The sequence below is a fragment of the Runella limosa DSM 17973 genome, from assembly GCF_000482465.1.
GTDB classification, from domain to species: domain Bacteria; phylum Bacteroidota; class Bacteroidia; order Cytophagales; family Spirosomataceae; genus Runella; species Runella limosa.
In genome coordinates this window covers 37,775-63,532 of record NZ_KI519422.1, presented here as the reverse complement: position 1 = coordinate 63,532, position 25,758 = coordinate 37,775, and the positions used below count along the sequence as shown (strand labels likewise).

The following is a 25,758-nucleotide window of genomic DNA, read 5'->3' as shown; positions in this document are numbered from 1 at the left end:
TGAGCTAGTTACCCAAATAAAACGACTCTAGTAGCAGGGTATTTTCGGAACGTTGGTACCAATCATTATACACAAGCTCTAGCATATTGACCTCAAACGTACCAAAATCGTGCGCATAAAATGCTTGAAGACCCTCCACAAAAGCAACGGGCTGCACGAGCGGCACACGAAAGCGAATCACGGTCGAATGTGCCGTTTGAATACTATAACGTTTGTCAATAGAATGCTGCAACGACGACGTTTTGAAGGTCGTTCGGAGGTCGTTGCGAATGGCTGCCAGGGTCTCATCCATCGGAAAGCCTTGTACAAGTACGCAGCTTGAGGAGGCAGTAATGCCCGAAAAACGCACCCGAAAACCTGCATATTTTTTAATAACCTCACGGATTCGGTCAATGTATTCCTGCGGATGAATCGCTGAAAGCAAAAAACCTTCGTAACACGAAATAATCGACAACACAGTAAGGTGAATATCCGTCGAAGGATAGTAATATTGCTGTGGCTCTAACGGAAGTAGGTTTTGAAGCATTTTCCCAATCGCCTTTTTACTTTCTTCCGAAGGGCGCCCAATAAGCGTAATACCACGGCGAGAGTCGCTGGGTGAGTCGATGAGATAATCATACTCAAAATGGCCGTTGGCGAACCCCTCGTTGGCCGCGAGCCACATCTGTTGGTAATGCGCTTCTAAATTCATGGAGTTATGAGACTAGGCACCAAATTTATTGTTTTTATTGCTATCATTCATTTGGTAGCCTTGGGACTTTCGTTCGCTATTTTTTTTACGAAACCGCTGCTGTTTATTCTTTCGGAGGCGTTCATATTGCTTTCGCTGTTTTTTGCTTGGCAGGTATATCAAGACCTCATTCAGCCGCTAAAGCTGTTGATGACGGGCGTGGAAGCCATTCACGACCGCGATTTTAACGTTAAGTTTTTAAAAACGGGCAAGTACGAAATGGACCAACTCATTGAAGTCTATAATCAAATGATTGACCAACTCCGTACCGAGCGGACGCAGCAACAAGAACAGCATTATTTTCTTCAAAAACTCGTTGCCACTTCGCCAACGGGCATATTGATGTTGGATTTTGACCAACACATCACCGACCTAAACCCCAAGGCCGAAGAAATATTGGGAGTGCCCGCTCGGCAGCTTCTTCAACAGTCGCTGACCGAAAGCTCACATCCCATTTTACAAGCCTTGAGCCGCTTAAAAACGGGTGAAGCGCGCACGTTCAATTTCAACGGGGTAGCGTTGTTTAAATGCCAAAAAGCCCATTTTATCGACCGTGGTTTTCCTCGGTATTTTGTGATGTTGGAAGAACTAACGGCGGAGATTCTGGCGGCAGAAAAGAATGCTTACGGAAAAGTGATTCGCCTGATGGCCCACGAGGTCAACAACTCGATTGGCGCCGTTAACTCGATTTTAGACTCGACCTTGTATTATTTGGACGAAAATCCTGACGTCCAAAGTGCGGTGCGGGTAGCAATGGAACGCAACGACCACCTCAATCAATTTATGCGAAATTTTGCGGACATCGTTCGTTTGCCAATGCCTCAAAAACAACGCCTTGACTTACACGAATTGCTTCAAAATATGGCCAAATTGATGGAATTCAACGCCCGAAGCCGCGAAATAACGTTGGAATGGGCGCTTCACCCCCAGCCGATTTGGCTCGACGCCGACCGTCAGCAGTTGGAGCAAGTGCTGGTAAATGTACTCAAAAACGCGTTTGAGAGCATCGGGCGTGGCGGAAAAGTAGTCTTCAAAACGTCGCCCTCCCAATTTGAAATCATCGACAGCGGCGCAGGAATCTCCACCGACGTGGCGAATCAGTTGTTTACCCCGTTTTTTTCTACCAAGAAAAACGGTCAAGGAATTGGTCTTACGCTAGTACGTGAAATCTTGCACAATCACGGTTTCTCAGCCTCCCTCCAAACCGAAGAAGTGGGCAAAACGGTGTTTCGAGTGGGGTTTTAATTGTTTCACTGTCAGACTTTTTCTTGCGAAAAAGCTTTAAGAAAACACTTTTACAGAACCCTACTACCCTCGTTTTTTCTTCCCTCTTTTTCTCCCTTGGCGGAGCTTTTTATCGGCTTCGAGGTCTTCGATTTCTTGGAGAAGTGACTTAATATTTCCTGCGGGGTCGTTGCTCGTGTCCACAATGCCCTCGTATTCGGCTTTGCTGAGTTGAAGCACCGTAATAGGTTTTCCAACGTACTCTTCAATCGCCGCAAGTTTGGGTTTTTCTTCCGTGCTGCAAAACGAAACCGCATTCCCACGTTGTGTTCCACGGCCTGTACGCCCAATGCGGTGTACATAATTTTCAATTTCGTCGGGCAAATCGTAATTAACGACGTAGTCAACGTTGGGAATATCAATGCCCCGCGCACTGATGTCGGTGGCAATCAACACCTTTGTTTTTCCGCTTTTAAAGGCCCCTAATGCCAGCGAACGCTCTTTTTGTTCTTTATCGCCGTGCAGCGTCATGCTCTGAATCTCCATACGTTCGAGCGCATGAGCCACGCGTTCGGCACGTACTTTTGTTCGCACAAAAACCATGATTTTGCTGTCCGCGTGTTCGTTGATCAGGCGTTCTAAAAAGAAGCGCTTGTCGTCCATTTCAACGTGCGTTACAAAGTGGTCAACGTTTTTAGAGACGGGGTCTTTGGGGGAAATCTGAATACGAATGGCCGCACTATGAATGATAGAATAGGCTAACTTTTTGATTTTATCATCAATCGTCGCCGAAAAAAACAGCGTTTGTCGGCGGCGTGGCAAGTGTTTGAGCAAATCACGAATGTCTTTGATAAAGCCCAAATCGAGCATGTGGTCGGCTTCGTCGAGCACCAAGAGTTCCACGCGTTCGAGGCGTAAATGACCTTGGCTTACCAAGTCAAACAAACGCCCAGGGGTAGCCACCACAATGTCCATTCCTTTATCCAAGCGGGCAATTTGGGGATCTTGCGAAACCCCTCCAAATAACCCTAATGTTTTCACGTCCGTGCCACGGCCAAGACGCTCAAATACCTCCGTAATTTGAATGGCAAGTTCGTGCGTGGGCACCATAACCACGCATTTTACGCCATCAGGGCGGCGAGAGTTGCGTTTGCGCTCGTGAAGTAAATGAAGAATCGGAATCGCAAAAGCGGCCGTTTTTCCCGTTCCCGTTTGAGCAATAGCCAATACATCTTCTCCTTTCAAAATCGACGGAATCGCTTTGTATTGGATGTCGGTGGGGCGGCGAAAACCTAGTTTTTCGAGGTTTTGTTTTACAACGCCAGAAATGTGATAATCTTCAAACTTCATTTGCAGCTAATATCAGAGGTTGATTTTGCAAAGGTACGAAGTAGATTGGTGTTTTGACACTAAGTGTGCGTTTAGGCCAAAAACCTCCTTAAAAGCGAGCCAAAAAGAAATCAAATTCGCTTTAAAAATGGTTACTAAACAAAACCTAATGCGAGTCAACTATGCCTGAACTACCCGAAGTCGAAACGTACCGCCATTATTTTGAAGCAACTTCTCTTCACCAAGCCATAGAGGCTATTGAAGTAGAAGACCGAAAGTTACTTACGACCGATTATGCTACGCTCACTGAAACGCTTGTGGGACAGTTGTTTGTGGCTACGAAACGGGTAGGAAAAAATTTATTTGCCTTTACGGACGGAGGGCACACGCTACATCTTCATTTTGGGATGACGGGCGATTTGGAATATTATCATTCGTCGTTGCCTCGACCTCGCCACGCTCGCATCGTTTTTGTGTTTCGTTCGGGGTTCAATTTGGGCTTTATTTGCCCCCGAAAATTTGAGCGCATTGGGCTTGTGGTAAGCGTCGAAGAGTATTTGAAACGAAAAAAAATAGCCCCCGATGGTTTAGAAATTACCTTGGAACAATTGGCTGAAAATATTCAAAAACGGAAATCTCCGATTAAGCCTGTGCTTCTCGACCAAAGTACCGTCGCTGGTATTGGCAACTGGATTGTCGATGAAGTTTTATTTCAAGCCAAAGTACATCCCGAGCGGCTAGCCAATGAACTTACTGCGTCAGAGCTTGAGCGGATTCACTCAGCGATTGGATTTGTATTGCGTACTGCCATCGAACACGAGGCGAATTATGGGCTTTTTCCGCGCTCGTTTTTGATACATGCACGCGAATGGGATACATCACCATTTGATACGCCTGACCAGCACAAACGTTGCCCCGAAGGCCATGCCGACATTGTGCAGACCCGAGTAGGCGGGCGAGCTACGTACTTTTGCCCTGTATGTCAAGTAATTCCCTAATATTTTTCAAACAGAAGTTGCTAAATCCTGCGAAATCCATTATTTTTGCACTCCATTTTTGGAAAAAACTGTTTTAATCATAATCATCATGTACGCAATCGTAGAAATCGCGGGACAGCAATTTAAAGTAGAAGAGGGCCAAGAAATCTTTACCAACCGTTTGGCTGGTGACTTGGACGCTGCGCTCGTATTTGACAAAGTTTTGTTGGTGGACAATGCAGGTGCCATCAGCGTAGGCGCGCCGACGGTAAACGGTGCGAGTGTAAAGGCTACAATCGTAGAACACCTTAAGGGAGAGAAAGTAATCGTTTTCAGAAAGAAACGCCGTAAAGGATACGAGAAGAAAAACGGTCACCGTCAAGCTTTGACAAAGGTTAAAATCGACGCAATCGTAGCTTAATTTTTTTCTTAAATAGCTTTTTGAAATTTTTAAATACCTAAAGAAATGGCACACAAAAAAGGTGTAGGTAGTTCGAAAAACGGTCGCGAATCAGAAAGTAAACGCCTTGGCGTTAAAATTTTCGGTGGTCAGCCAGCCGTAGCGGGTAACATCATCGTTCGTCAACGTGGTACTAAATACCACCCAGGTCGTAACGTAGGTGTAGGCCGCGATTATACGCTTTTTGCTTTGACAAACGGGGTGGTTAAATTTAGCCGTGGCCGTGACAACAAGTCATTTGTTCATATCGAATTGGCTGAAGCATAAGCATTTTTTACAGAGAAATTTTGGTAAAAAACCCGTCTGAAGATATTCGGACGGGTTTTTTGCTACCATGCTCTAAAAAATAATCCCATGGCATACCAACGAGACGAAAATCCCAAACGCCGCATTCATACCACCAAGCCCGTGGACAAGGCTCGCGAAAAAGAGCTTATTTTTGGGTTACAACCGCTTTTAGAAGCGCTCCGCGCAGGGACCGAAATTGATAAAATTATGGTCTATCGCGAACAGAGTTTCGCCGAAGTGATTCAGCTAGCCAACGAGCGTGAAATACCCGTTCAGCGCGTTCCGATGGAAAAGTTGAATAACATTACTGGAAAAAACCACCAAGGAGTCATTGCGTTTATGTCCGCGATTCGCTACGTTTCGCTTCATAACGTGTTGGCTGACATCTATGAAAGAGGCGAAGTGCCCTTATTATTGCTCCTCGACCGCATCACCGATGTTCGTAACTTTGGAGCTATTGCCCGTACGGCCGAATGTATGGGTGTTCATGCGTTGGTAGTCCCTATGCGTGGAGCGGCCCAAATCAACAGCGATGCGCTCAAAACCTCTTCAGGTGCGCTCAATCACCTTCCTGTTTGTCGTGAAAATAACTTGATAGATACAGTGCAGTATTTGCAAGATAGCGGTGTTCAGGTAGTGGTTTGTACCGAAAAAGCGGCACAAGTTACTTCAAATATTGACTTTACGACCCCTACGGCTATTGTAATGGGCTCAGAAGAAGACGGCGTATCCACTGATGTGATTCGCCGCGCAAACATGGCCGTAAAAATTCCAATGACTGGAAAAGTAGCTTCGTTGAATGTATCAGTTGCTGCGGGAATGATTATCTACGAGGCAGCCCGCCAACGGGGATAAACATACATATCCAAACGGTTATGAGGCGGGTTATTTCAAGATCCGCCTCATGCGTTTTGTTGACGTACACTTTGAACAAACTCAAGGGTAACTCCAGCTAACTCGGCTATTTTGGCGTCATCAAAACCAGTTTCCTTGAGAAGCCTGCTCACAAAGGTAAAGTTACGCTCATAGCGTTCTTTCTCAATGCCTTTCTCAATGCCCTTCTTTATGCCCTTTTTCTCTCCAAGGCGACGTTCTCTTTCTAACACAAACTCTACGATTCCCATTGTTTCTTTTGGTTTATTTAGGAGTTGCTCAATGGCGTTATCAAATTTAGCATCATTTTCATTCTTTCCAAAACGCACATACAACTTTAAAAAGCTCATTAACGCTTCTATTTTTTGTCGAGAGTAACCTTTACTTATCAACCGTTTAAGTAAATCTATTTTTTGGTTTAATAGTTCGCTTTCGGTTACTTTCCCTTTTTGCAAGGCTACCAACACAGTTAAGACGACCATGGCAAAAGGATTATTGCTGTTGGTTAATACTTCTGGGTTTTGTTCTAGGACTTTATAGGTGTTAAAATCATAACGTAATTTGGTTCCCAAATAAGACTCCTCGAAATACAGCGGTTTAAAGCGCTTGTTTTTATCCGTTAAGATGGCGAAAGCCGTAATCGGGCGCTGGTATCTGTCATAAATCCGATAAAAATACTGAAACATTCGATGAGCAAATAGATTATCGGTATTGGCTTGTACTTCAATATGTACCAAAATCCACTTTTCATCACCCGTTTTAGTAAATACTTTTATCAATTTATCAACGTATTTTGGGGAGAAATCGTCAGGATTTATTGGAAAAAGCTGTTCGAGTTCCTTATCTAAAAACTCAAAAGGTTTTCCAAAATCAAACAGTTCTTCGGCATTATCAAAGAAAAACCTCAGAAAATCGTCGAAAACGTCTTCTAAAATGGCTTTCCATAGACTATCGTCTCGTTTCATACATCAAAAAAGATAGTGTAATCAAAAAATAGTTACTAGCTCCTATAAACAACAACGCCCTGAAAGCCGAAGCTTCAGGGCGTTGTTGTTTATGGAAAAAATATATACTATTCGTAGTAGTTCAATGTGCGGTGACCTTCGCGTTCGAGCAATTGGTCGCGCTTGAAAATATCCAAGTCAGCTTCTACCATTTCTTTTACGAGAGCAGGAAGATCGTACTTAGGAATCCACCCTAGCTTTGTGTTGGCTTTGGTAGGGTCACCAATCAACAAATCAACCTCGGTTGGGCGGAAATAACGGGGGTCGATGCCTACCACTTCTTTACCCACAGGTAGTTGATAACTTGGGTTGTTGCACTTGGTAACAACGGCCGTTTCATTTGCCCCTTCGCCTTTAAACTCTAATTCAATGCCTACTTCTGCAAACGCCATGCGCACAAAGTCACGGATATAGGTGGTTTTACCAGTGGCAATGACAAAATCCTCAGGGGTCTCTTGTTGCAACATCAACCACATCGCTTCTACGTAATCTTTGGCGTGACCCCAATCGCGTTGGGCGTCGAGGTTACCCAAAAATACCTTCTCTTGAAGGCCCAAAGCGATACGTGCTACGGCGCGGGTGATTTTACGCGTCACGAATGTCTCGCCGCGAAGCGGTGATTCGTGGTTGAATAAAATACCGTTGACGGCAAACATATCATACGCCTCGCGATAGTTGACCGTAATCCAGTAGCCGTACAATTTGGCTACAGCATACGGTGAACGTGGATAAAAAGGCGTAGCTTCTGATTGAGGAACGGCTTGTACCAAACCATACAACTCAGAAGTAGAAGCTTGATAGACGCGAGTTTTCTTGGTAAGTCCCAATAAACGAACGGCTTCCAAAATTCGCATCGTACCTAAGCCGTCAACTTGAGCGGTATATTCAGGTTCGTCGAAACTCACTCGTACGTGCGACTGTGCCCCGAGGTTATAAATTTCATCAGGCTGGATTTCCTGAATCAATCGAATGATATTGGTCGAGTCCGATAAATCTCCGTAGTGAAGCACCAAACGAACGTCGTTTTCGTGGGGGTCTTCGTAGAGGTGATCGATACGTTGGGTATTGAACAACGAACTACGGCGTTTGATGCCGTGAACTTCGTATCCTTTATTTAGTAAAAATTCGGCCAAATAAGCTCCATCCTGACCCGTGATACCCGTAATGAGTGCGCGTTTTTTCATCGTAATTTATAAAAAGAGTTGTGCCACTAAGCGGAGGCAAAACTTTGTGTTAAGCAATCAATCTAATCTTTTGACAAAAACAGAACGACAAAAGTAACTATTTTACCAATAGACTCTTCTTCAAATCTATTTTCTCAGGCACAACTACCGCTGATTCATAGCGTTGACGTACTTGTTGAAGATAACGCTCGGCATCCAAGCGGGTCATAAAATCACCAATCCGAATCCGATACGTGGGCTGATTATAGACCATGTAAGGATTGAGTTCGGGAAAAGTCTGGTACGAATACAAGCGGGCGTCGTCGGCTTCTTTACGGGTGTTTCCAACGTAAATCTGAATGCGAAAACCCGCCGCAAACCGAATCGACTTGTTGCGAAGCGCAATTGTATCCACAACCGCGTCTAATTGGCGATTAATGTGCAACGGCTGATCCGACAGTACGCGTTTTACTTCGGGCTTTTTGGCCGTGGCGCTTTCCGAAGTTACGGTTTCTTTGTAACGAGGACGAATCGCCGTAAAATCTTCGTCGTACGTACTGTAAGGATCCACCGTCGTGGTTGATTTCGTGCCGACGGGTTTGGAGGTAACACAGCCAATCAAGAGTACGGCCGACGCCATTCCCAATGCCAAATACTTGAAAATCATGCTCAAAAGCGATTAATCTGTTTCTGAAATACAAAAGTAGGGAATCTCCGTTAGAGTTTTATTTTTTCTCCAATAAGAGCGTTACTTTGTTGAAATCAGCTGCCGCATTGATTACTTTCTGGAACGGCTCGTATATATCAATCGGTTGTAATACTTCCTTGTAAAACTCATCAATGGTGATTGTGAGCAAATTGCCTTCCAATTTATAATCAGAAATAAAGCCCATTACGGCGGGAGTTCTGCCATCCGTAATGTTGCGGCGAAGGCTTTCCAAACCACTCACTTTATACCCCTCAGGAATCTTCACTTTCATTAGGCGTTTGTAGGCGTGAGCGTTGCCCATATCAATGGGGTACTGACGGGCGCGTTCGTTGTACATTTCTACCTGTGGACCAATCAATTCTCCTACTTTAAACAAATACTTTTTCCCAGCCCGTTCTACCACACTTTTTAGCACAATATCGACACTAAAAATAAAAGGTTTGTTTGCTTCGTCTGAATTGAGATTGGTATTCTTGATTTGGGGGTTGGTATAAGTAACGTCAGGCTTGAGGGTCGATTTGACAATTTCATTGGTAAGCGCTTTCCGTTCTTCTTCGGCCTTGACAAAATGATAGTACGGGCGCAATTGAGCGGCTTGATGCCCCGTCATTTGGCGCGTTACTTTGCCTTGAATTTGATCCATCGTAGGAGAAAACGACACGTCCACCAACAAATCGTCGTGGTTGTCGGCGATGGTTGAAAAGGGTACTAATCGAATCTCACTTTCGGGCACAATGTCGTTACCTTCTTTTTTCTTTTTAATAAACAATGCCTGATTCCCTTCCATCGTTTGGTCAATCATCCCGTAACGAAAAATCGGACTTCCTGGATCCAAAAACTTCTTGGTGGTTGGAAAATAGAGCAAGTATTCATCCAAAAAATTCCAAGATTCAAATTTTGGATCAAAGACCGCATCAGTCCGACTACATCCAATCACAATCTCATACGGAATGTTCAACGATTCGAGGGCAGCGATGTACAATTTCATCATGCCTGCCTTGGAAGCGTACTGCTTTTTGAGTACATCCGAAGCCACGTCGGCGTCCTCTTCTTCTTTCAACGCAATGTTGGTTTTGACGTAATTTTCTAACTTTTTTACAGCCAACTCAGGAGCTAATCCTTTTATTTTTTCTTTGGCCAGCAACGCGTCAATGTCTTTTTTTGAATCGTCTATCCCCGACCGAAGGTAATCAAAGAACGTTTCGGCGGCACTTTGCCATGTATAGAGGCGTTCGGGACCGCGACTGAGGTTGTACGAAAGCTTGTAATCGAGGCGGATTAAATTGGCTTTGAGGTTGGCGTACTTTTCCTCATAAATTGGCGGGAGATTCTGAAGTCCCACCGAAAGCGTACGCTTTTCGTTGAGGGTATCCGACGAAATCGTGGCGGAGGCATTATACACCTTGGCTTCAAATTGAAGGTAAGCAGGGGTAATAATTTTTACTTCTACCTTCCGTACAGGTATATCGCTTTGGAGAAGTTCTCCTCCAAACAGCGAACTACTACGGCGAAAAAGCGTGGTATATTCCAATTCTCCACCAATCTCAAGCCCTTCTACGGCCAAAATCTTATAAACTCGTCCTTGTTCTTCTAATTCTTTTACGGCCTCCATTCCGACTTCTTTGACCGTACCGTTTTTGCTAATACTGCGGGCTTTGAGGTAAATAAGGTCGTTGGTGTTAGGAACAGGCAGTACGATTTTATTGTACATTTCAATGGCCTTGGAGTCATTGATGCGAATGCGCTTCACAATGCCTTGTAAGCAGGATAATTGCCCAAGTGAATCGAAGGCATATTCAACATAAAGTTGGTGACGGAGCATCACGCCTGATTCTTTTTGTTCGCTATCGGTCAACGTAGCCAGTTTGGTGTCAAGAGGGCTGCTGTCAATGAGTTTTTTGAAAGCTACATTTTGAGCATGGAGCACTGATGTGGTGAGGAATACTATCCAAAGGAGTCGTTTCATGAAATTTGCAAGGGGGTACAACGTTAATTTTTGTCAATCTTACTATCTTTCTGTCAACTATCCAACGCAAACGAATGAATTGTACGCTTATTGTTTTTGTAAAAAATCCAGTTCGAGGAAAAGTAAAGACCCGAGTGGCGGCTACGGTAGGTGATGAAAAGGCCGTAGAAGTTTATATTGAACTACTAAGTCACACAAAAAGAGTGACTTATGAATGGTTTTTGGTCGATGAAGCAGCACAAAAGAAAAAAGTGGTGATTTATTACGGAGATTTTATAAACCCCGAGGGTAGCTGGTCAGAATTGGGCTTTCTCAAAAAAATGCAACCTAATGTCCCCGATTTAGGTGCTCGAATGAAAGCTGCGTTTGAAGAAGAACTAAACGAAAACGCCGAACGCGTCGTGATTGTGGGCAGCGATTGCCTCGCTTTGCGGGTGCATCACCTCTCTCAGGCATTTTCTAAGCTTCAGCAGCACGATATAGTCATTGGCCCTGCCGATGACGGTGGATACTATTTACTGGGAATGAGGCAGATGTACCACTTTTTGTTTGAGGACAAATCATGGAGTCAGCCATCGCTTTTGGCAGAAACTCTGGCGGATACCCAAGCACACTCCACCTCCCTTTGGATTGGCGAAACCCTGTCGGACGTAGATACGTGGGAGGATTATTTACGGGAATCTGCACGGCTTCCGTCACCGTAATGCTAGAAGGTATCCCAATAATTTCTATTTTTACCAATCGTATTCAACAACTAAACCCTAAATCATAGTCACGATGAGTAACTCTCTCTTTCGAAAAAAATCGGTGAGCCAAGTTTTGAACGACATCAAAACGGGCGAAGATGGCCACGGCAGCATGGCCAAAGTCTTGAGTGTAAAAGATTTGACCTCGTTTGGAATTGCGGCCATCATTGGAGGGGGAATTTTTAGTACCATCGGAAACGCCAGCTACGACGGAGGAGCGGCAGTCTCGCTTTTGTTTGTTTTTATTGCCTTTGCCTGTGCATTTACGGGTTTGTGTTATGCCCAATTCGCTTCCACCATTCCCGTCAGTGGAAGTGCCTATACTTATACCTACGTTTCGTTTGGGGAGCTATTGGCTTGGATTATTGGCTGGGCACTGATTTTGGAATACGCCGTTAGTAACATGGTGATTGCCATCGGTTGGTCGGGGTATTTTATGGAAATGTTAGAGCGATTTGGCATTCATTTCCCCGAATACTTAGCCACAGATTTTATCTCAGCCCGCGATGGATTTAACGAATTTCAGGAAGTAATAAAGGCAGGAGGAGTACCTAATCCACGCTTGGTGTCTCAGGAAGAAGCATTCCGTACGGCACCCATGATTGGCGGATTCAAGGTATTGATGAATATTCCTGCGGCATTGGTGACGGTTTTTATTACTGTATTGGCCTACATCGGTATCAAAGAATCCCGTACGACGGGCAATGCGTTGGTATTGTTTAAAGTGATTGTGATTTTAGCGGTTATCATCATTGGTGCTTTCTACGTAAATCCCGAAAACTGGGAACCGTTTGCCCCCAATGGCATGAACGGGGTTTTGCTTGGTGTATCGGCGGTGTTTTTCTCATTTATTGGTTTTGACTCCGTTTCAACAACGGCCGAAGAATGCCAGAATCCGCAGCGCGATTTGCCCCGTTCGATTATTTATTCGCTTATCATTTGTACCATTTTGTATGTAACAATTGCCCTTGTTTTGAACGGTATGGTGTCGCACAAAGAACTCAAAGTAGATGACCCATTGGCCTACGTGTTCAAAAGTGTTTCTCAAAATGCGGTAGGCTGGCAGAAGTCGTTTTTGTCGTCATTATCGGGGATTATTGCCGTGAGTGCCGTGGTAGCAATGACCAGTGCGCTGTTGGCCTATCAAATCGGTCAGCCACGGATTTGGATGACGATGAGTCGCGATGGGTTGTTGCCAAAGTCATTCGGAAAGATTCACCCCAAGTACAAAACTCCTTCATTTTCAACGATTTTGACGGGGGTATTGGTAGCCATTCCGTCGTTGTTTATGAACATGAAGTTCGTCACCGACCTGACCAGTGTAGGAACGTTATTTGCGTTTATCATCGTGTGTGCGGGTATTTTGTACCTCGACAAACATAAAACTCCCTCTAAGTTTAAAGTGCCTTATGTAAACGGAAAATATACCGTAGGCGTCTTGATGATTGCGGCCTTGGCTTGGACTTACTCACAAGGAGGTTTTGTAGAACACCTCACTGAAAAGCCATTATTGATTGTACTGTGGTTGGTGTGGTTGGGTTTAGCCATCGCAAGTTTTCTGCAAAGCTTTTCTTTACTCCCTGTTTTGGGAATTTTAACCAACTTGTATCTCATGACCGAATTGGGCATCTCCAACTGGATAATGTTCCTGATTTGGTTGATTATCGGCCTAGTGATTTACTTTGGCTACGGTTATCGGAAAAGTAATTTGATTGGGAAATAATAGAAAAACTGGGTGTCGAGCCTTGTTCTCAAACCGACTATTCGCGAAACTTTTTTTGCAAATTTGTCCAAGTTGGCGAACATTTTTCTCCTTAATGAAGTTTTATTGGTACCATATTCGATGTGACTATAGAACTGGTGACATCGAAAGTAGTATAATGGTAGAGGTTTAGGTAGTACAAGAATCCGCTTTCTTTTTTAGAGAAAGCGGATTTTGTTTTTAAGCTAGGCGTGTACCGTAAAACGATCAACCGTTTCGTCGGGATGAACATCCAGAACATTGGCCAAAACGAGTAATACGAGGGTTTTTGAGGCAATATTTCGCGAAATTCCCGCCACACTTGCAAAATCTGCTACCGTCACACTTTGGTGCTGGTCTAAGTGCTGCATAAGTTTTCGCTCCTTATCGCCATACTGAAACTTGACGTTGCGGTCATCGTCTTGACGGCGTAAGATTTCCCGCATTTCCCAACTCGCCTGAATCGAGCGGTCGGCCACGCGGATGTAGGTCTTTTTGACGAGGTTATTTTGGGGCGCTGCGTGTAGTTTGCCCTTCTGAGTGCCTGTGTTTGGTGTTTTTGCGGCGGTCAAGGAAGTTTCGGCGGGTTGCAAAACGTAGTGAGGGCGTTTGGGGCTGGACAAAATGGTGAATACCAATACATCGCGCTCTTCCCCAATCGAAATTCGTTCGATTTCGTACTCAATGCCAGGAGAACAGTACTTCTCAATGGCGCGGACGAGCAGGTATTCGTCTTCGTCGGCGTACTTGAGGCCCTTGATACTTCGGTCGTCGCCCACTCCGATGAGGAGGTAGCCGCCGCCCGAATTGGCGAAAGCTACGATTTCGCGGACAATTTTTTCGGGGTGATTGGTCTTGAGTTTAAACTCAATGTGCTTTCCTTCACCCTGTCTGACCAATTCGCGGAGTGTTTTGTAGTCCATGGGAAAGGGTCTAAATTCGGAGGAACGAATGTGTTGACTAAAGCTACTATTTCCTAACGAAGTCCCCAAGGCTTGAACATTATTTTTTTGTGGTACCGAAAAGCTGCTCATTTTTTTAAATATTGCACCCACAATTAAAACAAAAAAAACGCAAATATGATTCTGTATAGCGTCACAGTAAACATTGACCCAGCCATCGAACAAGACTGGTTGCAGTGGATGAAGGCAATACACATGCCCGAAGTAATGGCAACAGGACTGCTCGAAGGTAGCAAATTGCTTCGCTTACTTACCGAAATTGAGAGTGAAGGAATCACTTATTCCTGCCAATACTATTTTCCATCAATGGAGGCTTATTTTACGTATCAACAACTTCATTCGTCGGAACTTCAACAGAAACACCACGACCGTTACGTTAATAAGTACGTGTCATTTAGAACACTTCTGGAAGAAGTTTAACGCTTTTTTTTGTCATGCCGAATGCCTCTAAAACCGCCAAACAGTTGTTAAAAAGTGCCTTGAGCATGACAAAAAAACGGTTTTTTTGGCTTCCTGTAGGCTTTTTTATCGCGTTGTTACTGACTGATTTAGCTTTTCCTTTTCGGGTAAACCCTCGCTACTCAACGTTGGTGACGGCGTCGGACGGCACAGTGCTGCACGCCTTCCTCAACGAAGAAGACAAATGGCGGCTCTACACCGAACTCGACGAGATTACCCCCCTACTTCGCCAGACCATTCTCCAAAAAGAAGACCGTTATTTTTATTACCACTTTGGCATCAACCCTGTATCAGTAGGAAGGGCGTTGGCCAAAAACCTCACCACGGGACGACGGACGTCGGGCGCATCGACCATTACGATGCAGGTGGTGCGCCTGCTCGAACCCCGAAAACGAACATACGGGAGTAAAATCGTTGAGATGTTGCGAGCGCTACAATTGGAAGCACACTACTCCAAAGATGAAATTTTACAACTGTACCTCAACCTGATTCCGTACGGGAGCAACGTCGAAGGCATTAAGTCGGCGTCGATGTTGTACTTTGGCAAATTGCCTCAAGTGCTAAGTTTAGCCGAAATCACCACCTTGACGATTATTCCTAACCGCCCGTCTAGTTTGCGGTTGGGGCGTAAAAACCCCTACATCGTACAAGAACGGAACAAATGGCTGCAACGCTTTGCAAAGACGGGGTTGTTTGAACCGCAAGTGATTGAAGATGCCCTGCGCGAACCCCTCCGCGCCGAGCGTCGGGAAGCACCCAAGTTGGCGCCTCATTTGGCGATTAGGCTGCGTAAACACTATGCCACTACGCCGATTATTCGGTCTACGCTGGTGCCCACGCGCCAAACCCAAGCCGAGCAGCTCACCCGCAACTACGTCAACCGCCTACGAAGCATGAACATCCATAACGCGGCGGTGGTGGTCATTAACAACGAAACCATGAATGTGGAAGCCTACGTAGGCTCTGCCGATTTCACGAACCCGTACGACGGCGGGCAGGTAGATGGCATTCGGGCGGTGCGTTCGCCAGGGAGTACGCTCAAGCCGTTGCTGTACGCAGTGGCTTTTGACAAAGGACTTATGACGCCCAAAACCACCCTGAACGACGTTCCAACCAATTTTGGAGGGTTCGAACCCGAAAACTTTGACCGACGGTTCAACGGTAAAGTGACGGTAGAGTTTGCGTTGGCCAATTCGCTCAATATTCCCGCCGTGAAAGTACTCACCGACCTTACCCCTGGCGTATTGATTGAGTACTTGAAAAAAGCCGACTTTCAGACCGTCAAAAAGCAATCGGCGGGGCTGGGGTTGTCGATGATTTTGGGGGGCTGCGGTGTCACCCTCGAAGAACTGACTCGCCTTTTTGCGACCTTTGCGCACGAAGGTCAATTAAAGGAGTTGCATTACACCACTTCTAAGTCCCTCGCTAGTGAGGTGGCAAGGGCGAAATCTACTTCCCTTATCTCTCCCGAAGCCACGTACCTCATCAACAGCATTTTGACGCAAGTAACGCGCCCCGATTTGCCCAATAACTTTGATAATACCTACCATTTACCACGGATTGCTTGGAAAACGGGAACCTCGTACGGAAAAAAGGACGCGTGGAGCATTGGCTACAACCGCCGTTTTACGGTGGGCGTGTGGGTGGGGAATTTTTCGGGAGTAGGGGTGCCTGAACTCAACGGGGCCAATATTGCCACGCCTTTGCTGTTTGATATCTTCAATGCCCTCGATTATAACTCGCCTACGGGTTGGTTTAAACCCGCCCCTGACCTCAACCGCCGAAAAGTGTGCGCCGAGAGCGGCGACGTGCCGAGCGAGTTTTGTACGCACCAACTCCTCGACTACGCCATCATGGGCGTGTCGCATACGCGTAAGTGCCAACACTTAAAATGGGTGTTTACCGACCCGACAGGACAGCGTTCGTACTGCACGGAGTGCCTACCTGATACTGGTTACGTCAAAAAACTATACCCCAATCTTGCCCCCGAACTTATTGCTTACTACGAACTTAATCGCGTGCCTTACGTCAAAATCCCGCCGCATAATCCTGCGTGTACGCGGGTATTGGAAGTAGGTGCTCCGATTATCACTAGCCCCAACGACGGCAGTGAGTATTTTTTAGAAGGCCAACAATTACAACTCGCTTGCCAAGCGGCCAACGACGTGAAAGAGGTGTATTGGTACCTCAACGACCGTTTGTATCAGAAAACCTCTCCCCAAATGCCCCTTTTTGTAACCCCTCCCTTAGGCAACGTAAAAATCTCATGCAGCGACGACAAAGGACGAAATACGGATATTAGGATTAAGGTAATTGCCGTAAATTGATAGGTAGTAGCAGAGAGTAGATAATGAGCGGCTATAAGATTTGGCTCCTCTGGAGCAATAAATAATGGCTTTTATTGTAGCGATGCAGTTGTAACCAAAGATGGTATCTTTGTACACTTGTTCAAAAATCACATAAAGAATGAAAATAACCAATTGGCGGATAATTGCTTTTTTTAGTGCGTACTTAGTGCTCGGCTTGGCCACGTATAAAGACTACGGTATTTCGTTTGATGAGCCTATCAATCGGGCCAATGGAATTGTTTCTATTCAATACGTGGGCGAGAAATTGGGGTTTTTAGCGCCCAGCAAAGACATCCCCAAGTTGCAGGAGTACTATGATAGAGACTACGGGGTGGTGTTTGACATCCCGCTGGTCATTGGCGAAAAAGCCCTCGGCTACAACTCCGACGACAAAAGCCAACAACTGTACCACTACCGTCACTTGATGACCTTCTTGGTTTTTTTCCTCTCTACGCTCTTTTTTTACGCCACCGCCGCCAGCATTTTTACCAACAAATGGCTTCCGTGGCTGGGAACGCTCTTTTTGATGCTAAGTCCGAGGATATTTGCCGAGTCTTTTTACAATAGCAAGGACATCGTTTGCCTTTCGGCCTTTATCATTAGCACCTATTTTTTGCTCCAATTCCTTAAAACCTACGCTTGGCGGCACTTACTGCTGTTCAGCATTTGTACTGCCATTGCCATCAATATCCGCCTCACTGGCATCATCATTCCTGTCATCACGTTGGGTTGGGGCGTGATAGATGGATTCCGTTTACGGGACAAATCTGGCGCCATCGCGCTCAAATTAGGCGTTTATGCCGTGCTTACGGCGGCGTTTATGGTGATGTTTTGGCCGTTTTTGTGGGAGGCACCGCTGGCCAATTTTCAGTTTGCCCTTGCCAACATGAGTAAGTTTCGCGCCAACATCGAGGTCTTGTTTTTTGGCGAGAGAATGATGGCGATGGGACTGCCGTGGTATTACATCATTGGGTACGTCGTCATCACTACTCCACTTCTTTACTTGGTACTGTGGATACTCGGGGTGGTAAGCATCCTAAAAGACAGCGTGAAACGATTCTCGGCGTTTTGGGACAACTTTGAGCCTTGGCGTACGCAACTCACCTTCTTGGTGATAAGCGTCGCTCCGTTTGCGCTGGTCATTTTGCTAAATTCTACGTTGTACGACGGCTGGAGACAGCTCTATTTTACCTACGGTGCATTTCTGATGATTGCCTTGTATGGCTTAGACGGGGTTTTTCGGTGGGGGAAACAGCAGCCGTTGGTGATGAGGGTCAGTCAAGCCCTCGTATTGGTGCAGTTGGTCGTAATTGGCGGGTGGATGTTCCTCAACCATCCGTTTCAGCAAACGTACTTCAATATGTTTGCGGGCCAGCCCGTCGCTAAAAACTTTGAAATCGACTACTGGGGGTTATCCTACAAACAAGGGTTAGAGTGGATTGTCCAACACGACAAACGACCGCACATTAAGGTCATTGCCAACCTAACGCCAGGGGTTTATAATCGAATGATATTGGATAAATCGGAGCGGGAACGACTGGATTGTATTTACCTAAAACCCTCCGTACGAGACACGTCGAAGCGCGCCGATTTGGAATGCGATTATTTTATCACGGAGTTTCGCTATCGGTCCGATGCCGCGCCTTATACGAAGGAGCTACACAGCATCAAAGTGGACGGAAATACGATTTTAGCCGTGTACGATGGGCATCAATTAGCGCGGTAAACGGTTATTTATTCATTCAAAAAAGAAGCCCCTGAAACATATTGTTTCAGGGGCTTCTTTTTTGAATCTTTTTACGACTTATTCGTCAGAGATTTCGGCGTTGTCGATGTTGTAGTTCAACTCGTAAATATTATCAGCGTTAAGTTTTAACGTACCACGCATCGTATGGCGTTCGTCCGTTTTAAACTTGCGGCCATTTTTCTTGAACTTTAACCCTACAACGGATTCTGGCCCTGCACCACCGCAGAAGAAACAAGCGCTAAACGGAAAAGCCGACAAAGCGTATAGGTTCGACTCAGCGTCGATGGGAAGTACATAACCCGTCAACAATATTTCTTTGCCATTGAGTTTGTTGATGTTGGGGCCAAACGTTGGATACAACATATACACCGACTCTTCGGGATACCATTTTTTCTTGAAAGTCACGTCGCGGAGTGTTTCCCAAGAAATTTTCACGGGATTATTTCCCGCAAGTGCGCGATACCGAAACTTCGTCCCCCCTTCGTTTTGCTCGGAGGTTTGGTTACTTACAAAGCCCGTAAAAGCAACGGCGCTTATCAGAATAGCAACTACAAGACTTTTCATGCGTTCGTGGATGAATTGACAGTACGTTCAATACAATTTTTTACAAATTTACGTTCCCGCCTCACGGAATCAAAACTTTATCTATCACATGAATCAATCCGTTGGTGGCTGTGATGTCAGTTTTCGTAATATTTGCGGGCTGAGTGGGATTCGAACGCCCTGCAATGGTCAGCCCCGTTGATTTGGAGGCGAGGGTGGCCGTGTAGGAAGCGTCGAACATATTCACCGTAGAATTTCCCATAAAACTTGAAAAAAGCCGACTCAACATGATGTGATAAGACACAATTCGAGCCAAAACAATCGGGCTAGTGGCGTTGATTTCTGCTTGCGAAAATTTCCCCGCAATCATCGCCTGATTAGTCGGTAAAAACATCGTGTAAGCAGGGTCAACGGGAAATGAACCTAACGTGTCGGCGTAAAACGTGGCTAAACGAGGGTCGCCCGCAATGGCACGCCGCGTAGCCTGACGAAATAGACTAAAATCTGGGGTGTTTTTGATGATTTGAGCCAACGATTGCGTAGGAATTGGAATCACCCTATTGATAATGTGTATCACCCCATTATTGGCCAAAATGTTTGATTTGACACTTTTGCCATGATTAAGATAAGGCACGCCATCGGGATTTGATAAAAACAAGCGCGCATTCGACATCATTTTGACGGGGTTACTCAATCCAAATGGCATCGACTCTACAGGCAATGGCGAGGTGATGACGTGGTTGGTAATCAGGGCACGAACTTGCTCAGGAGGAAGGGAAGTGATAGCTCCCGCATCGGCGTAGCCTGAAGCTTTAAACCCCTCGTCGTTGGGCGCAAAAAGCGTCACTGAACTGGTCTTAAACGCGTCTTGAAGCCCCGCATGGCTAATGGCCGCGCGCAAAATAGTTAGATCTTGCTGGTCTAACAATACGTCGGAAATGCTTTTGGGCTGAGGGTCATCTTCTTTGCATCCTACCAAACCCACTATCAGTAACATCAAGCCCCCAATGAGTTTTTTCATCTTTCTAATTAAGTTTATAGCTGAGAATAAAAAGCCACGCCCTTGGTAATACACACGGGCGTGACTTTTCACTAAACGCATAGAAAAGGCGAAAATTGTAACTCTTTACGCTTGCAATAGCGCAAATTCTTTCGCGAAGTAGGTCAAAATAATCTTCGCCCCTGCCCGACGAATTGACATCAGGGTTTCTAACATAGCCCGATCGCCGTCGAGCCAGCCATTTTGAGCCGCCGCTTTAATCATGGCATACTCACCCGAAACATTGTAGGCCGCAATCGGCAAATCAAAGTTTTGGTTCAACGTCTTAATCACGTCCAAGTACGCCAATGCGGGTTTTACCATCAAAAAGTCAGCTCCTTCTTGGTAATCAAGTTCCGCCTCAATCAGGGCTTCGCGTACGTTAGCAGGATTCATTTGGTACGTTTTTTTGTCCCCAAAACGAGGTGCCGAATCAAGCGCATCGCGGAAAGGGCCGTAAAACGCACTGGCGTATTTGACCGAATACGACATGATACTCACGTCGGTAAAACCTTCGGCATCAAGGGCTTCACGAATGAAACCTACACGACCGTCCATCATGTCGCTCGGCCCAAGAATATCAGCACCCGCGCGCGCTTGGGCGACGGCCATTTTGGCTAGAATGTCGAGGGTTTCGTCGTTGAGGATTTTTCCATTTTCTACCAAACCATCGTGGCCATCGCTGCTGTAAGGATCCATGGCAACGTCGGTCATTAATGCTAAATCAGGAAATTTGTCTTTGATGGTTTTGAGCGCATCAAGGTACAACGTTCCTTCGCGGTAGCTTTCGGTGGCGTATTTGTCTTTTTTATCCTCGGGGTAATTCGGGAATAAATCAATGCACTTAATGCCCAAATCGGTAACCTCTTTCAGTTCTTCCAAAAGGGTATCGAGCGAGTGGCGATAAATGCCCGGCATCGATTTTACTTCGCTCCGCACACCACTTCCTTCCACGATAAACATCGGGTAGATAAGGTCGTTGACGGAGAGCGTAGTTTCCTGCGCGAGCGCACGAATGGCCGCCGATTGACGATTGCGGCGAGGACGGCGAGGTATTGAGTAACTCATATTAGAAACGACGGTCGTCGATTGAATTAAATATGGAACGTTGACAAAAGCACAAACTCTTGCACACGCGCGTCGATTTCGGCTTGGGTAAGGTCGATGATGCGCTCAGGGCCAAATTTCTCCACGCAAAACGACGCCATGGCCGAACCGTACACAATCGCACGCTTCATGTTGGCGAAGCTGATGTCGTCGGTACTTGCCAAATATCCAATAAAACCACCTGCGAACGTATCACCAGCGCCCGTTGGGTCAAACACTTCTTCCAACGGCAAGGCTGGGCAGAAAAATACTTCATCGCCTTGGAAAAGGAGCGCACCGTGCTCGCCTTTTTTGATGATGAGCGTTTTAGGCCCCATCGCCATGATGGTTTTTGCGGCACGACGCAACGAGTAGTCGCCCGAAAGCATTCGTGCTTCTTCGTCGTTGACCGTCAAGCAATCTACTTTCGCAATCACCGCTTTGAGGTCTTCGAGGGCAATGTTCATCCACAAGTTCATGGTATCAAGCATCACAAACTTTGGACGGTTATTGAGACGATCCAAAACCGCCATTTGAAGCGCAGGCACCATGTTGCCCAACATCAAGTAGGTACAATCTTGGTAAGACGCAGGAATGATGGGGTCAAAGTCGCCAAAAACGTTGAGCTGCGTATCCAACGTATCGCGGCTGTTCATGTCATTGTGGTATTTACCCGACCAAAAAAATGTTTTTCCTTCTGGTTTGATTTCCAATCCTTCCGTGTTGACACCGTGTTGTTCTAAGGTCTCAATCATTTCTTTTGGGAAATCGCCACCCACAACCCCAATGATGTTGTTCTTTTTGGTAAAATACGAAGCAGTAAGTGTGATGTACGTAGCCGCGCCACCTACAATTTTATCGGTTTTTCCAAAAGGGGTTTCGATGGCATCAAAAGCAACAGACCCAACGGTTAGTAAACTCATAGTTTTCGTTGTTAATCAGTAAAAGATGGATGATTGTATTGTTCTAAAAAAGGAAAAGGATAAAGCCGTAGTAGCCTTATCCTTTTCGTAAGTTTTTCATGCTATGCTTATTCAGCAGCGCTTTCGAGGAAACCTTTAAATTTCTTCGCGTTTAGCACTTCTGACGACTGAGGGTATTTCTCAATAAGCTGACTATATACTTCAATCGCTTCCGTGTTTTTCTTTGCTTTTTCGTAAGCCACACCAAGCTTAATCATGTAAGAAGGTGTAAAATACGCATTTGGCTTATAATCAACCGCTTTTTGGTAATAGCTGATGGCATCCTCAACGCTATTTTTTTCCATGTAAGCATCACCAATCAATGAGTAAGCACGGGCTTGAACCAACAAATCAGACGAGCTGAAAGACTTCAAATGTTCAATGGCTTCATCAAATTTGCCTTGCTTCAAAAGCGCTGCACCTGCATAAAACTGCGCAAGGTTACCTGCTGGTGTCGCACCGTATTCGTCAGCAATAGCCGCCAAACCTGGGTTACCTGCGCTTCCTTTGAGTGCTTTATTAAGAGAATCGGATTCAAAGGCAAAAACAGGAGCGTACAAAGCAGCTTGAGCTTGCTCATCTTGGCTACTTACGTAGTAGTGATACCCGAACCATCCTGCTAGTGCAACGACAATTGCTCCCCCCGCAATGACAAAGATATTGCGGTTTTTTTCGATGCTTTTTTCAAATTTGGTTAACTCTCCTGCCAAACCTTCTGGGCTCTCTAAAAAATCAAGCCCCGAATCTGTGTCTTTATTGCTCATTACTATTGATTTTCAAATTGGAGTGCAAAATTAGGAAAACTCTTGAAACTCAAAAAGAACTCAGCTATTTTTTATACGGATTGAGCGCCTATTTAAGTTACTTTGTTCTTTTGCTCGACAACAACAGTGCCAAAAATTTCGTCAGAACAAAAAAACAGCCAAAATCTGCGCATTCTTTACTGTTCTTTTTTGACCCAACGAATCATTTTTCGCCAAATAGATTTGGACGGCGTCTCGTTGTGGTAGTAATTATTTTTCTTGCCGTAATAATCGTAAGTCTGCTTGTAGCTGTAACCGTAGCCTTTCGACGAATAATAAGCCGCTGGCATGAGGTTGGCATACAGGTCATCTTTGTAAAAATCATTGATGATAACACCCACGTTTTTGATTTTATATTCTTCCGCAATTTGGTTGACCAACAAATACGATTCTTTGTGCGAGTACAACCAACGAATGATGTAAATCACCAAATCGCTTTTCTTCAACAGAGGAACATTGTCCGACACCAAACCAACGGGGGCAGTATCCACCAACACAAAATCATACTCTTGCTGAGCGCTGGCAATAAATGCCTCAAAGCGCTCATTTTGAATAAGCTCAGTCGGGTTAAAAGGCGACGGCCCCGCAGGAATAAAGTCGAGGTTTTCGATGACTGAATGATGTATCGTCTGGTGAAAATCATCCACTTTTCCCGACAGGTACGTACTTAGCCCAATTTTGTTGTTGTGGTTAAAATAACGGTGCATGTTCGACCGCCGCAAGTCTGACACAACCACCAGCACTTTTTTGCCAATTTTGGTCAAAGACGTTGCCAAATTCAGCGTCACAAACGATTTGCCTTCGCCTGAGAGTTCCGATGTAATCACCAACAATTTTCCTTGCTGACTTGGGGCGTCGGTCAGAAAGCTGAGGTTGGTACGAATGCTGTTGACTGATTCAGAAAACAACGAACGGTTTTCCAAAAAATGCAGCAAATCTTTTTCGTTTTGGGAGATTTTGTGCGGGAATCGCTGAATGAGTCCCAGCAAATTGACGTGCTCGGAAGCACCAATTTTGGAAATTTCGGTAAATTTCCCGTTGGCAAAACGGGCTAAAAAGATTGAACCAAACCCAATCAATAACCCCAAAACGAGCGACACCGAAATAAGGCGCGGCGCTTGTGGGTAAATCTGATACGCATAACTGCGGGTAAGTACCGTAAACGACGGCAAAACACCCGCTTTTACAATCGAGGTTTCAATCTCTTTGTTAATCAACAAAAGGTATATTTTTTCGTTAACATCACGGTCATTTTGAAGATATCCAAGCTCTCGTTCTACCGACGGCAGAGCATTCATTCGGCTTTTAATTAGCGCCAAATTTTGACTGATAATGCCCAGTGTACTCTCATTTTTTTGGCGCTGAACCCTGATATTGGTGAGAATCTGCTCCCGTACGCGGTCAATTTCGTCATCGGCAGTTTTTACAATTGGGTTGTTGACACTCAGGTTTTTACCAATAATATACGCTTTCCGATCAAGAATGAGGCGATTGAGATCTGAGACCAACTTGAGAAGGACACCGTCGCTGGTACCATCAAGCCCTAAACTACCCACATTGACGGGTTCAAAACGATTGCTCAGGCTTTGTTCGAGCAAATTGATGTACGATTTTGCAATCTCTAAAGTGTTTTTTTGCGCCTCAAGCTGCGTCATTTGCCCCATCACGTCCGACATGGAGGCTTGCAAACTAGGCACCGAACTGCGTTGTTTGTACCGTTCTAACTCCGACGACGCTTTTTGAAGTGCTGCCGCGTAGATTTTGATTTGTTCCTGAATAAAATTAATCGTCAAGTTCGACGACCGCTTTTTTTGTTCAAGGTTATATTCTTCGTACGATTCAATGAGTTTTTGCAAAAAATCTTGCGTAAACTGTCGGTTATAGTACGAAAAGGAAACGTTCAAAATCGGCAAACTCGCCCCTTCTTCGGTTACTTTAATTCCACCGTCAAGGCGCCCACGAAGGTCGTTAAGGTCGTTGTAAGAAAATACATAATCCTGCGAAAGCCTCTCGACAGATTTGACACTGAACGAAAGTCCCCGTACCGAAACTAGGGTATCTTTCGACAAATCGAAGGTTAGGTTTTCCGTTTCGTCTTTGGTTTTGTAGGTGATTAGACCAGACTGTTTTATTTCAAAAAGCCCAAACTGAAACTTACTGTGGTCGTAAGAGATAACCTGTGCCGTAAAAGGCTGATATGGATACACGTCATCGTGACGAAAGGTAAGTTCACGATAAAAAGTAAACGGATAATCGAGCTTTTTGATTGCCCCGTTGATGACCTCTTCCGATTTAATAACATACAGTTCGGTAAGGTACTCTAAATTAGATTCATCAGACTGAATGAGGCGGTTCAGTTCGTCGAGCTCGGTTTGTTTATCATTGTACTTTAGTACCATCTCCGCCATGTAACGCGGATGGGCCACTTGAAGAAAGATAGCACACCCACCAACGGTCAAAACCAAGGCACCAATCACCCAATACCAACGACTTAGAATGACTTTAAGAATCCGCTTAACGTCAATGTCGGCGGATACTTCAGTGTATCTATCTTGTGATTGGCTCCAGTTTCCGTTTTGCATAATAGCTGTTTCCCTCT

23 protein-coding genes are annotated in these 25,758 nt (G+C 45.3%); 10 read left to right on the top strand and 13 right to left on the bottom strand.

The window, feature by feature from the left end; translation table 11 throughout:
• Window positions 1-4: 4 nt before the first annotated feature.
• Window positions 5-691 (bottom strand): 2'-5' RNA ligase family protein, encoded by a 687-nt coding sequence (locus tag K339_RS0118160; RefSeq protein ID WP_028524871.1) that lies wholly within the window; start codon window positions 689-691, stop codon window positions 5-7.
• A gap of 6 nt (window positions 692-697) precedes the next feature.
• Here K339_RS0118160 and K339_RS0118155 point away from each other — a divergent pair, with 6 nt between their 5' ends.
• Window positions 698-1,975 carry a sensor histidine kinase gene (locus K339_RS0118155; protein WP_028524870.1) on the top strand — a complete coding sequence of 426 codons (1,278 nt, stop codon included), beginning with the start codon at window positions 698-700 and terminating at the stop codon, window positions 1,973-1,975.
• 63 nt (window positions 1,976-2,038) lie between these two features.
• On the opposite strand, the gene K339_RS0118150 is transcribed toward K339_RS0118155, so the two are convergent.
• Window positions 2,039-3,304, bottom strand: a complete 1,266-nt coding sequence (locus K339_RS0118150) for a DEAD/DEAH box helicase (protein ID WP_028524869.1) — start codon at window positions 3,302-3,304, stop codon at window positions 2,039-2,041.
• 161 nt (window positions 3,305-3,465) lie between these two features.
• On the opposite strand from K339_RS0118150, the gene K339_RS0118145 reads away from it, so the two are divergent.
• From K339_RS0118145 to rlmB, 4 genes are all read left to right on the top strand, one after another.
• A complete protein-coding gene (locus K339_RS0118145; RefSeq protein ID WP_028524868.1) occupies window positions 3,466-4,281 on the top strand; it encodes an Fpg/Nei family DNA glycosylase in 816 nt (271 codons plus the stop codon).
• 88 nt (window positions 4,282-4,369) lie between these two features.
• Window positions 4,370-4,681, top strand: a complete 312-nt coding sequence (gene rplU / locus K339_RS0118140; RefSeq protein ID WP_028524867.1) for a 50S ribosomal protein L21 — start codon at window positions 4,370-4,372, stop codon at window positions 4,679-4,681.
• A gap of 45 nt (window positions 4,682-4,726) precedes the next feature.
• A complete protein-coding gene (rpmA, locus tag K339_RS0118135; RefSeq protein ID WP_028524866.1) occupies window positions 4,727-4,987 on the top strand; it encodes a 50S ribosomal protein L27 in 261 nt (86 codons plus the stop codon).
• A gap of 87 nt (window positions 4,988-5,074) precedes the next feature.
• Window positions 5,075-5,863 carry a 23S rRNA (guanosine(2251)-2'-O)-methyltransferase RlmB gene (gene rlmB / locus K339_RS0118130; RefSeq protein ID WP_028524865.1) on the top strand — a complete coding sequence of 263 codons (789 nt, stop codon included), beginning with the start codon at window positions 5,075-5,077 and terminating at the stop codon, window positions 5,861-5,863.
• A gap of 47 nt (window positions 5,864-5,910) precedes the next feature.
• Here the strand turns inward: rlmB and K339_RS0118125 are convergent, their stop codons facing one another.
• From K339_RS0118125 to K339_RS0118110, 4 genes are all read right to left on the bottom strand, one after another.
• Entirely contained in the window at window positions 5,911-6,846 is a 936-nt protein-coding gene (locus K339_RS0118125; protein ID WP_028524864.1) for an Rpn family recombination-promoting nuclease/putative transposase, read from the bottom strand.
• A 107-nt stretch (window positions 6,847-6,953) separates the two neighbouring features.
• A complete protein-coding gene (gene gmd / locus K339_RS0118120) occupies window positions 6,954-8,069 on the bottom strand; it encodes a GDP-mannose 4,6-dehydratase (protein ID WP_028524863.1) in 1,116 nt (371 codons plus the stop codon).
• Window positions 8,070-8,166: 97 nt separating this feature from the next.
• Window positions 8,167-8,715: an SPOR domain-containing protein gene (locus K339_RS34080; RefSeq protein WP_084332255.1), complete on the bottom strand. Its 549-nt coding sequence runs from the start codon at window positions 8,713-8,715 to the stop codon at window positions 8,167-8,169.
• Between the two features lie 58 nt (window positions 8,716-8,773).
• Complete coding sequence (locus tag K339_RS0118110) at window positions 8,774-10,723, bottom strand: DUF3857 domain-containing protein (RefSeq protein ID WP_084332254.1); 1,950 nt, start codon at window positions 10,721-10,723, stop codon at window positions 8,774-8,776.
• Window positions 10,724-10,797: 74 nt separating this feature from the next.
• On the opposite strand from K339_RS0118110, the gene K339_RS0118105 reads away from it, so the two are divergent.
• Entirely contained in the window at window positions 10,798-11,427 is a 630-nt protein-coding gene (locus tag K339_RS0118105; RefSeq protein WP_028524860.1) for a TIGR04282 family arsenosugar biosynthesis glycosyltransferase, read from the top strand.
• A gap of 73 nt (window positions 11,428-11,500) precedes the next feature.
• Window positions 11,501-13,192: an amino acid permease gene (locus K339_RS0118100; RefSeq protein ID WP_028524859.1), complete on the top strand. Its 1,692-nt coding sequence runs from the start codon at window positions 11,501-11,503 to the stop codon at window positions 13,190-13,192.
• Window positions 13,193-13,416: 224 nt separating this feature from the next.
• On the opposite strand, the gene K339_RS0118095 is transcribed toward K339_RS0118100, so the two are convergent.
• Window positions 13,417-14,133, bottom strand: coding sequence for an AlbA family DNA-binding domain-containing protein (locus K339_RS0118095; protein ID WP_028524858.1), 717 nt, complete (start codon window positions 14,131-14,133; stop codon window positions 13,417-13,419).
• 156 nt (window positions 14,134-14,289) lie between these two features.
• On the opposite strand from K339_RS0118095, the gene K339_RS0118090 reads away from it, so the two are divergent.
• From K339_RS0118090 to K339_RS0118080, 3 genes are all read left to right on the top strand, one after another.
• The gene (locus K339_RS0118090) at window positions 14,290-14,592 is read left to right on the top strand and encodes a DUF4286 family protein (RefSeq protein ID WP_028524857.1); all 303 of its coding nucleotides are present in this window, start codon (window positions 14,290-14,292) and stop codon (window positions 14,590-14,592) included.
• A 65-nt stretch (window positions 14,593-14,657) separates the two neighbouring features.
• Entirely contained in the window at window positions 14,658-16,958 is a 2,301-nt protein-coding gene (pbpC, locus tag K339_RS0118085; RefSeq protein ID WP_157607649.1) for a penicillin-binding protein 1C, read from the top strand.
• 139 nt (window positions 16,959-17,097) lie between these two features.
• On the top strand, window positions 17,098-18,705 hold the full coding sequence (locus tag K339_RS0118080; protein ID WP_028524855.1) for an ArnT family glycosyltransferase: 1,608 nt from the start codon (window positions 17,098-17,100) through the stop codon (window positions 18,703-18,705).
• A 78-nt stretch (window positions 18,706-18,783) separates the two neighbouring features.
• Here K339_RS0118080 and K339_RS0118075 read toward each other — a convergent pair whose 3' ends face one another.
• The 6 genes from K339_RS0118075 to K339_RS0118050 form a co-directional block, all read right to left on the bottom strand.
• Window positions 18,784-19,290 (bottom strand): hypothetical protein, encoded by a 507-nt coding sequence (locus K339_RS0118075; RefSeq protein WP_028524854.1) that lies wholly within the window; start codon window positions 19,288-19,290, stop codon window positions 18,784-18,786.
• 61 nt (window positions 19,291-19,351) lie between these two features.
• Window positions 19,352-20,290 carry a fasciclin domain-containing protein gene (locus tag K339_RS36080; RefSeq protein ID WP_028524853.1) on the bottom strand — a complete coding sequence of 313 codons (939 nt, stop codon included), beginning with the start codon at window positions 20,288-20,290 and terminating at the stop codon, window positions 19,352-19,354.
• Between the two features lie 105 nt (window positions 20,291-20,395).
• Window positions 20,396-21,376, bottom strand: coding sequence for a porphobilinogen synthase (hemB, locus tag K339_RS0118065; protein ID WP_028524852.1), 981 nt, complete (start codon window positions 21,374-21,376; stop codon window positions 20,396-20,398).
• 26 nt (window positions 21,377-21,402) lie between these two features.
• Window positions 21,403-22,317 (bottom strand): PfkB family carbohydrate kinase, encoded by a 915-nt coding sequence (locus tag K339_RS0118060; protein ID WP_028524851.1) that lies wholly within the window; start codon window positions 22,315-22,317, stop codon window positions 21,403-21,405.
• 107 nt (window positions 22,318-22,424) lie between these two features.
• The gene (locus tag K339_RS0118055) at window positions 22,425-23,120 is read right to left on the bottom strand and encodes a tetratricopeptide repeat protein (RefSeq protein ID WP_028524850.1); all 696 of its coding nucleotides are present in this window, start codon (window positions 23,118-23,120) and stop codon (window positions 22,425-22,427) included.
• Between the two features lie 176 nt (window positions 23,121-23,296).
• Window positions 23,297-25,741, bottom strand: a complete 2,445-nt coding sequence (locus K339_RS0118050; protein WP_028524849.1) for a GumC family protein — start codon at window positions 25,739-25,741, stop codon at window positions 23,297-23,299.
• Window positions 25,742-25,758 lie beyond the last annotated feature (17 nt).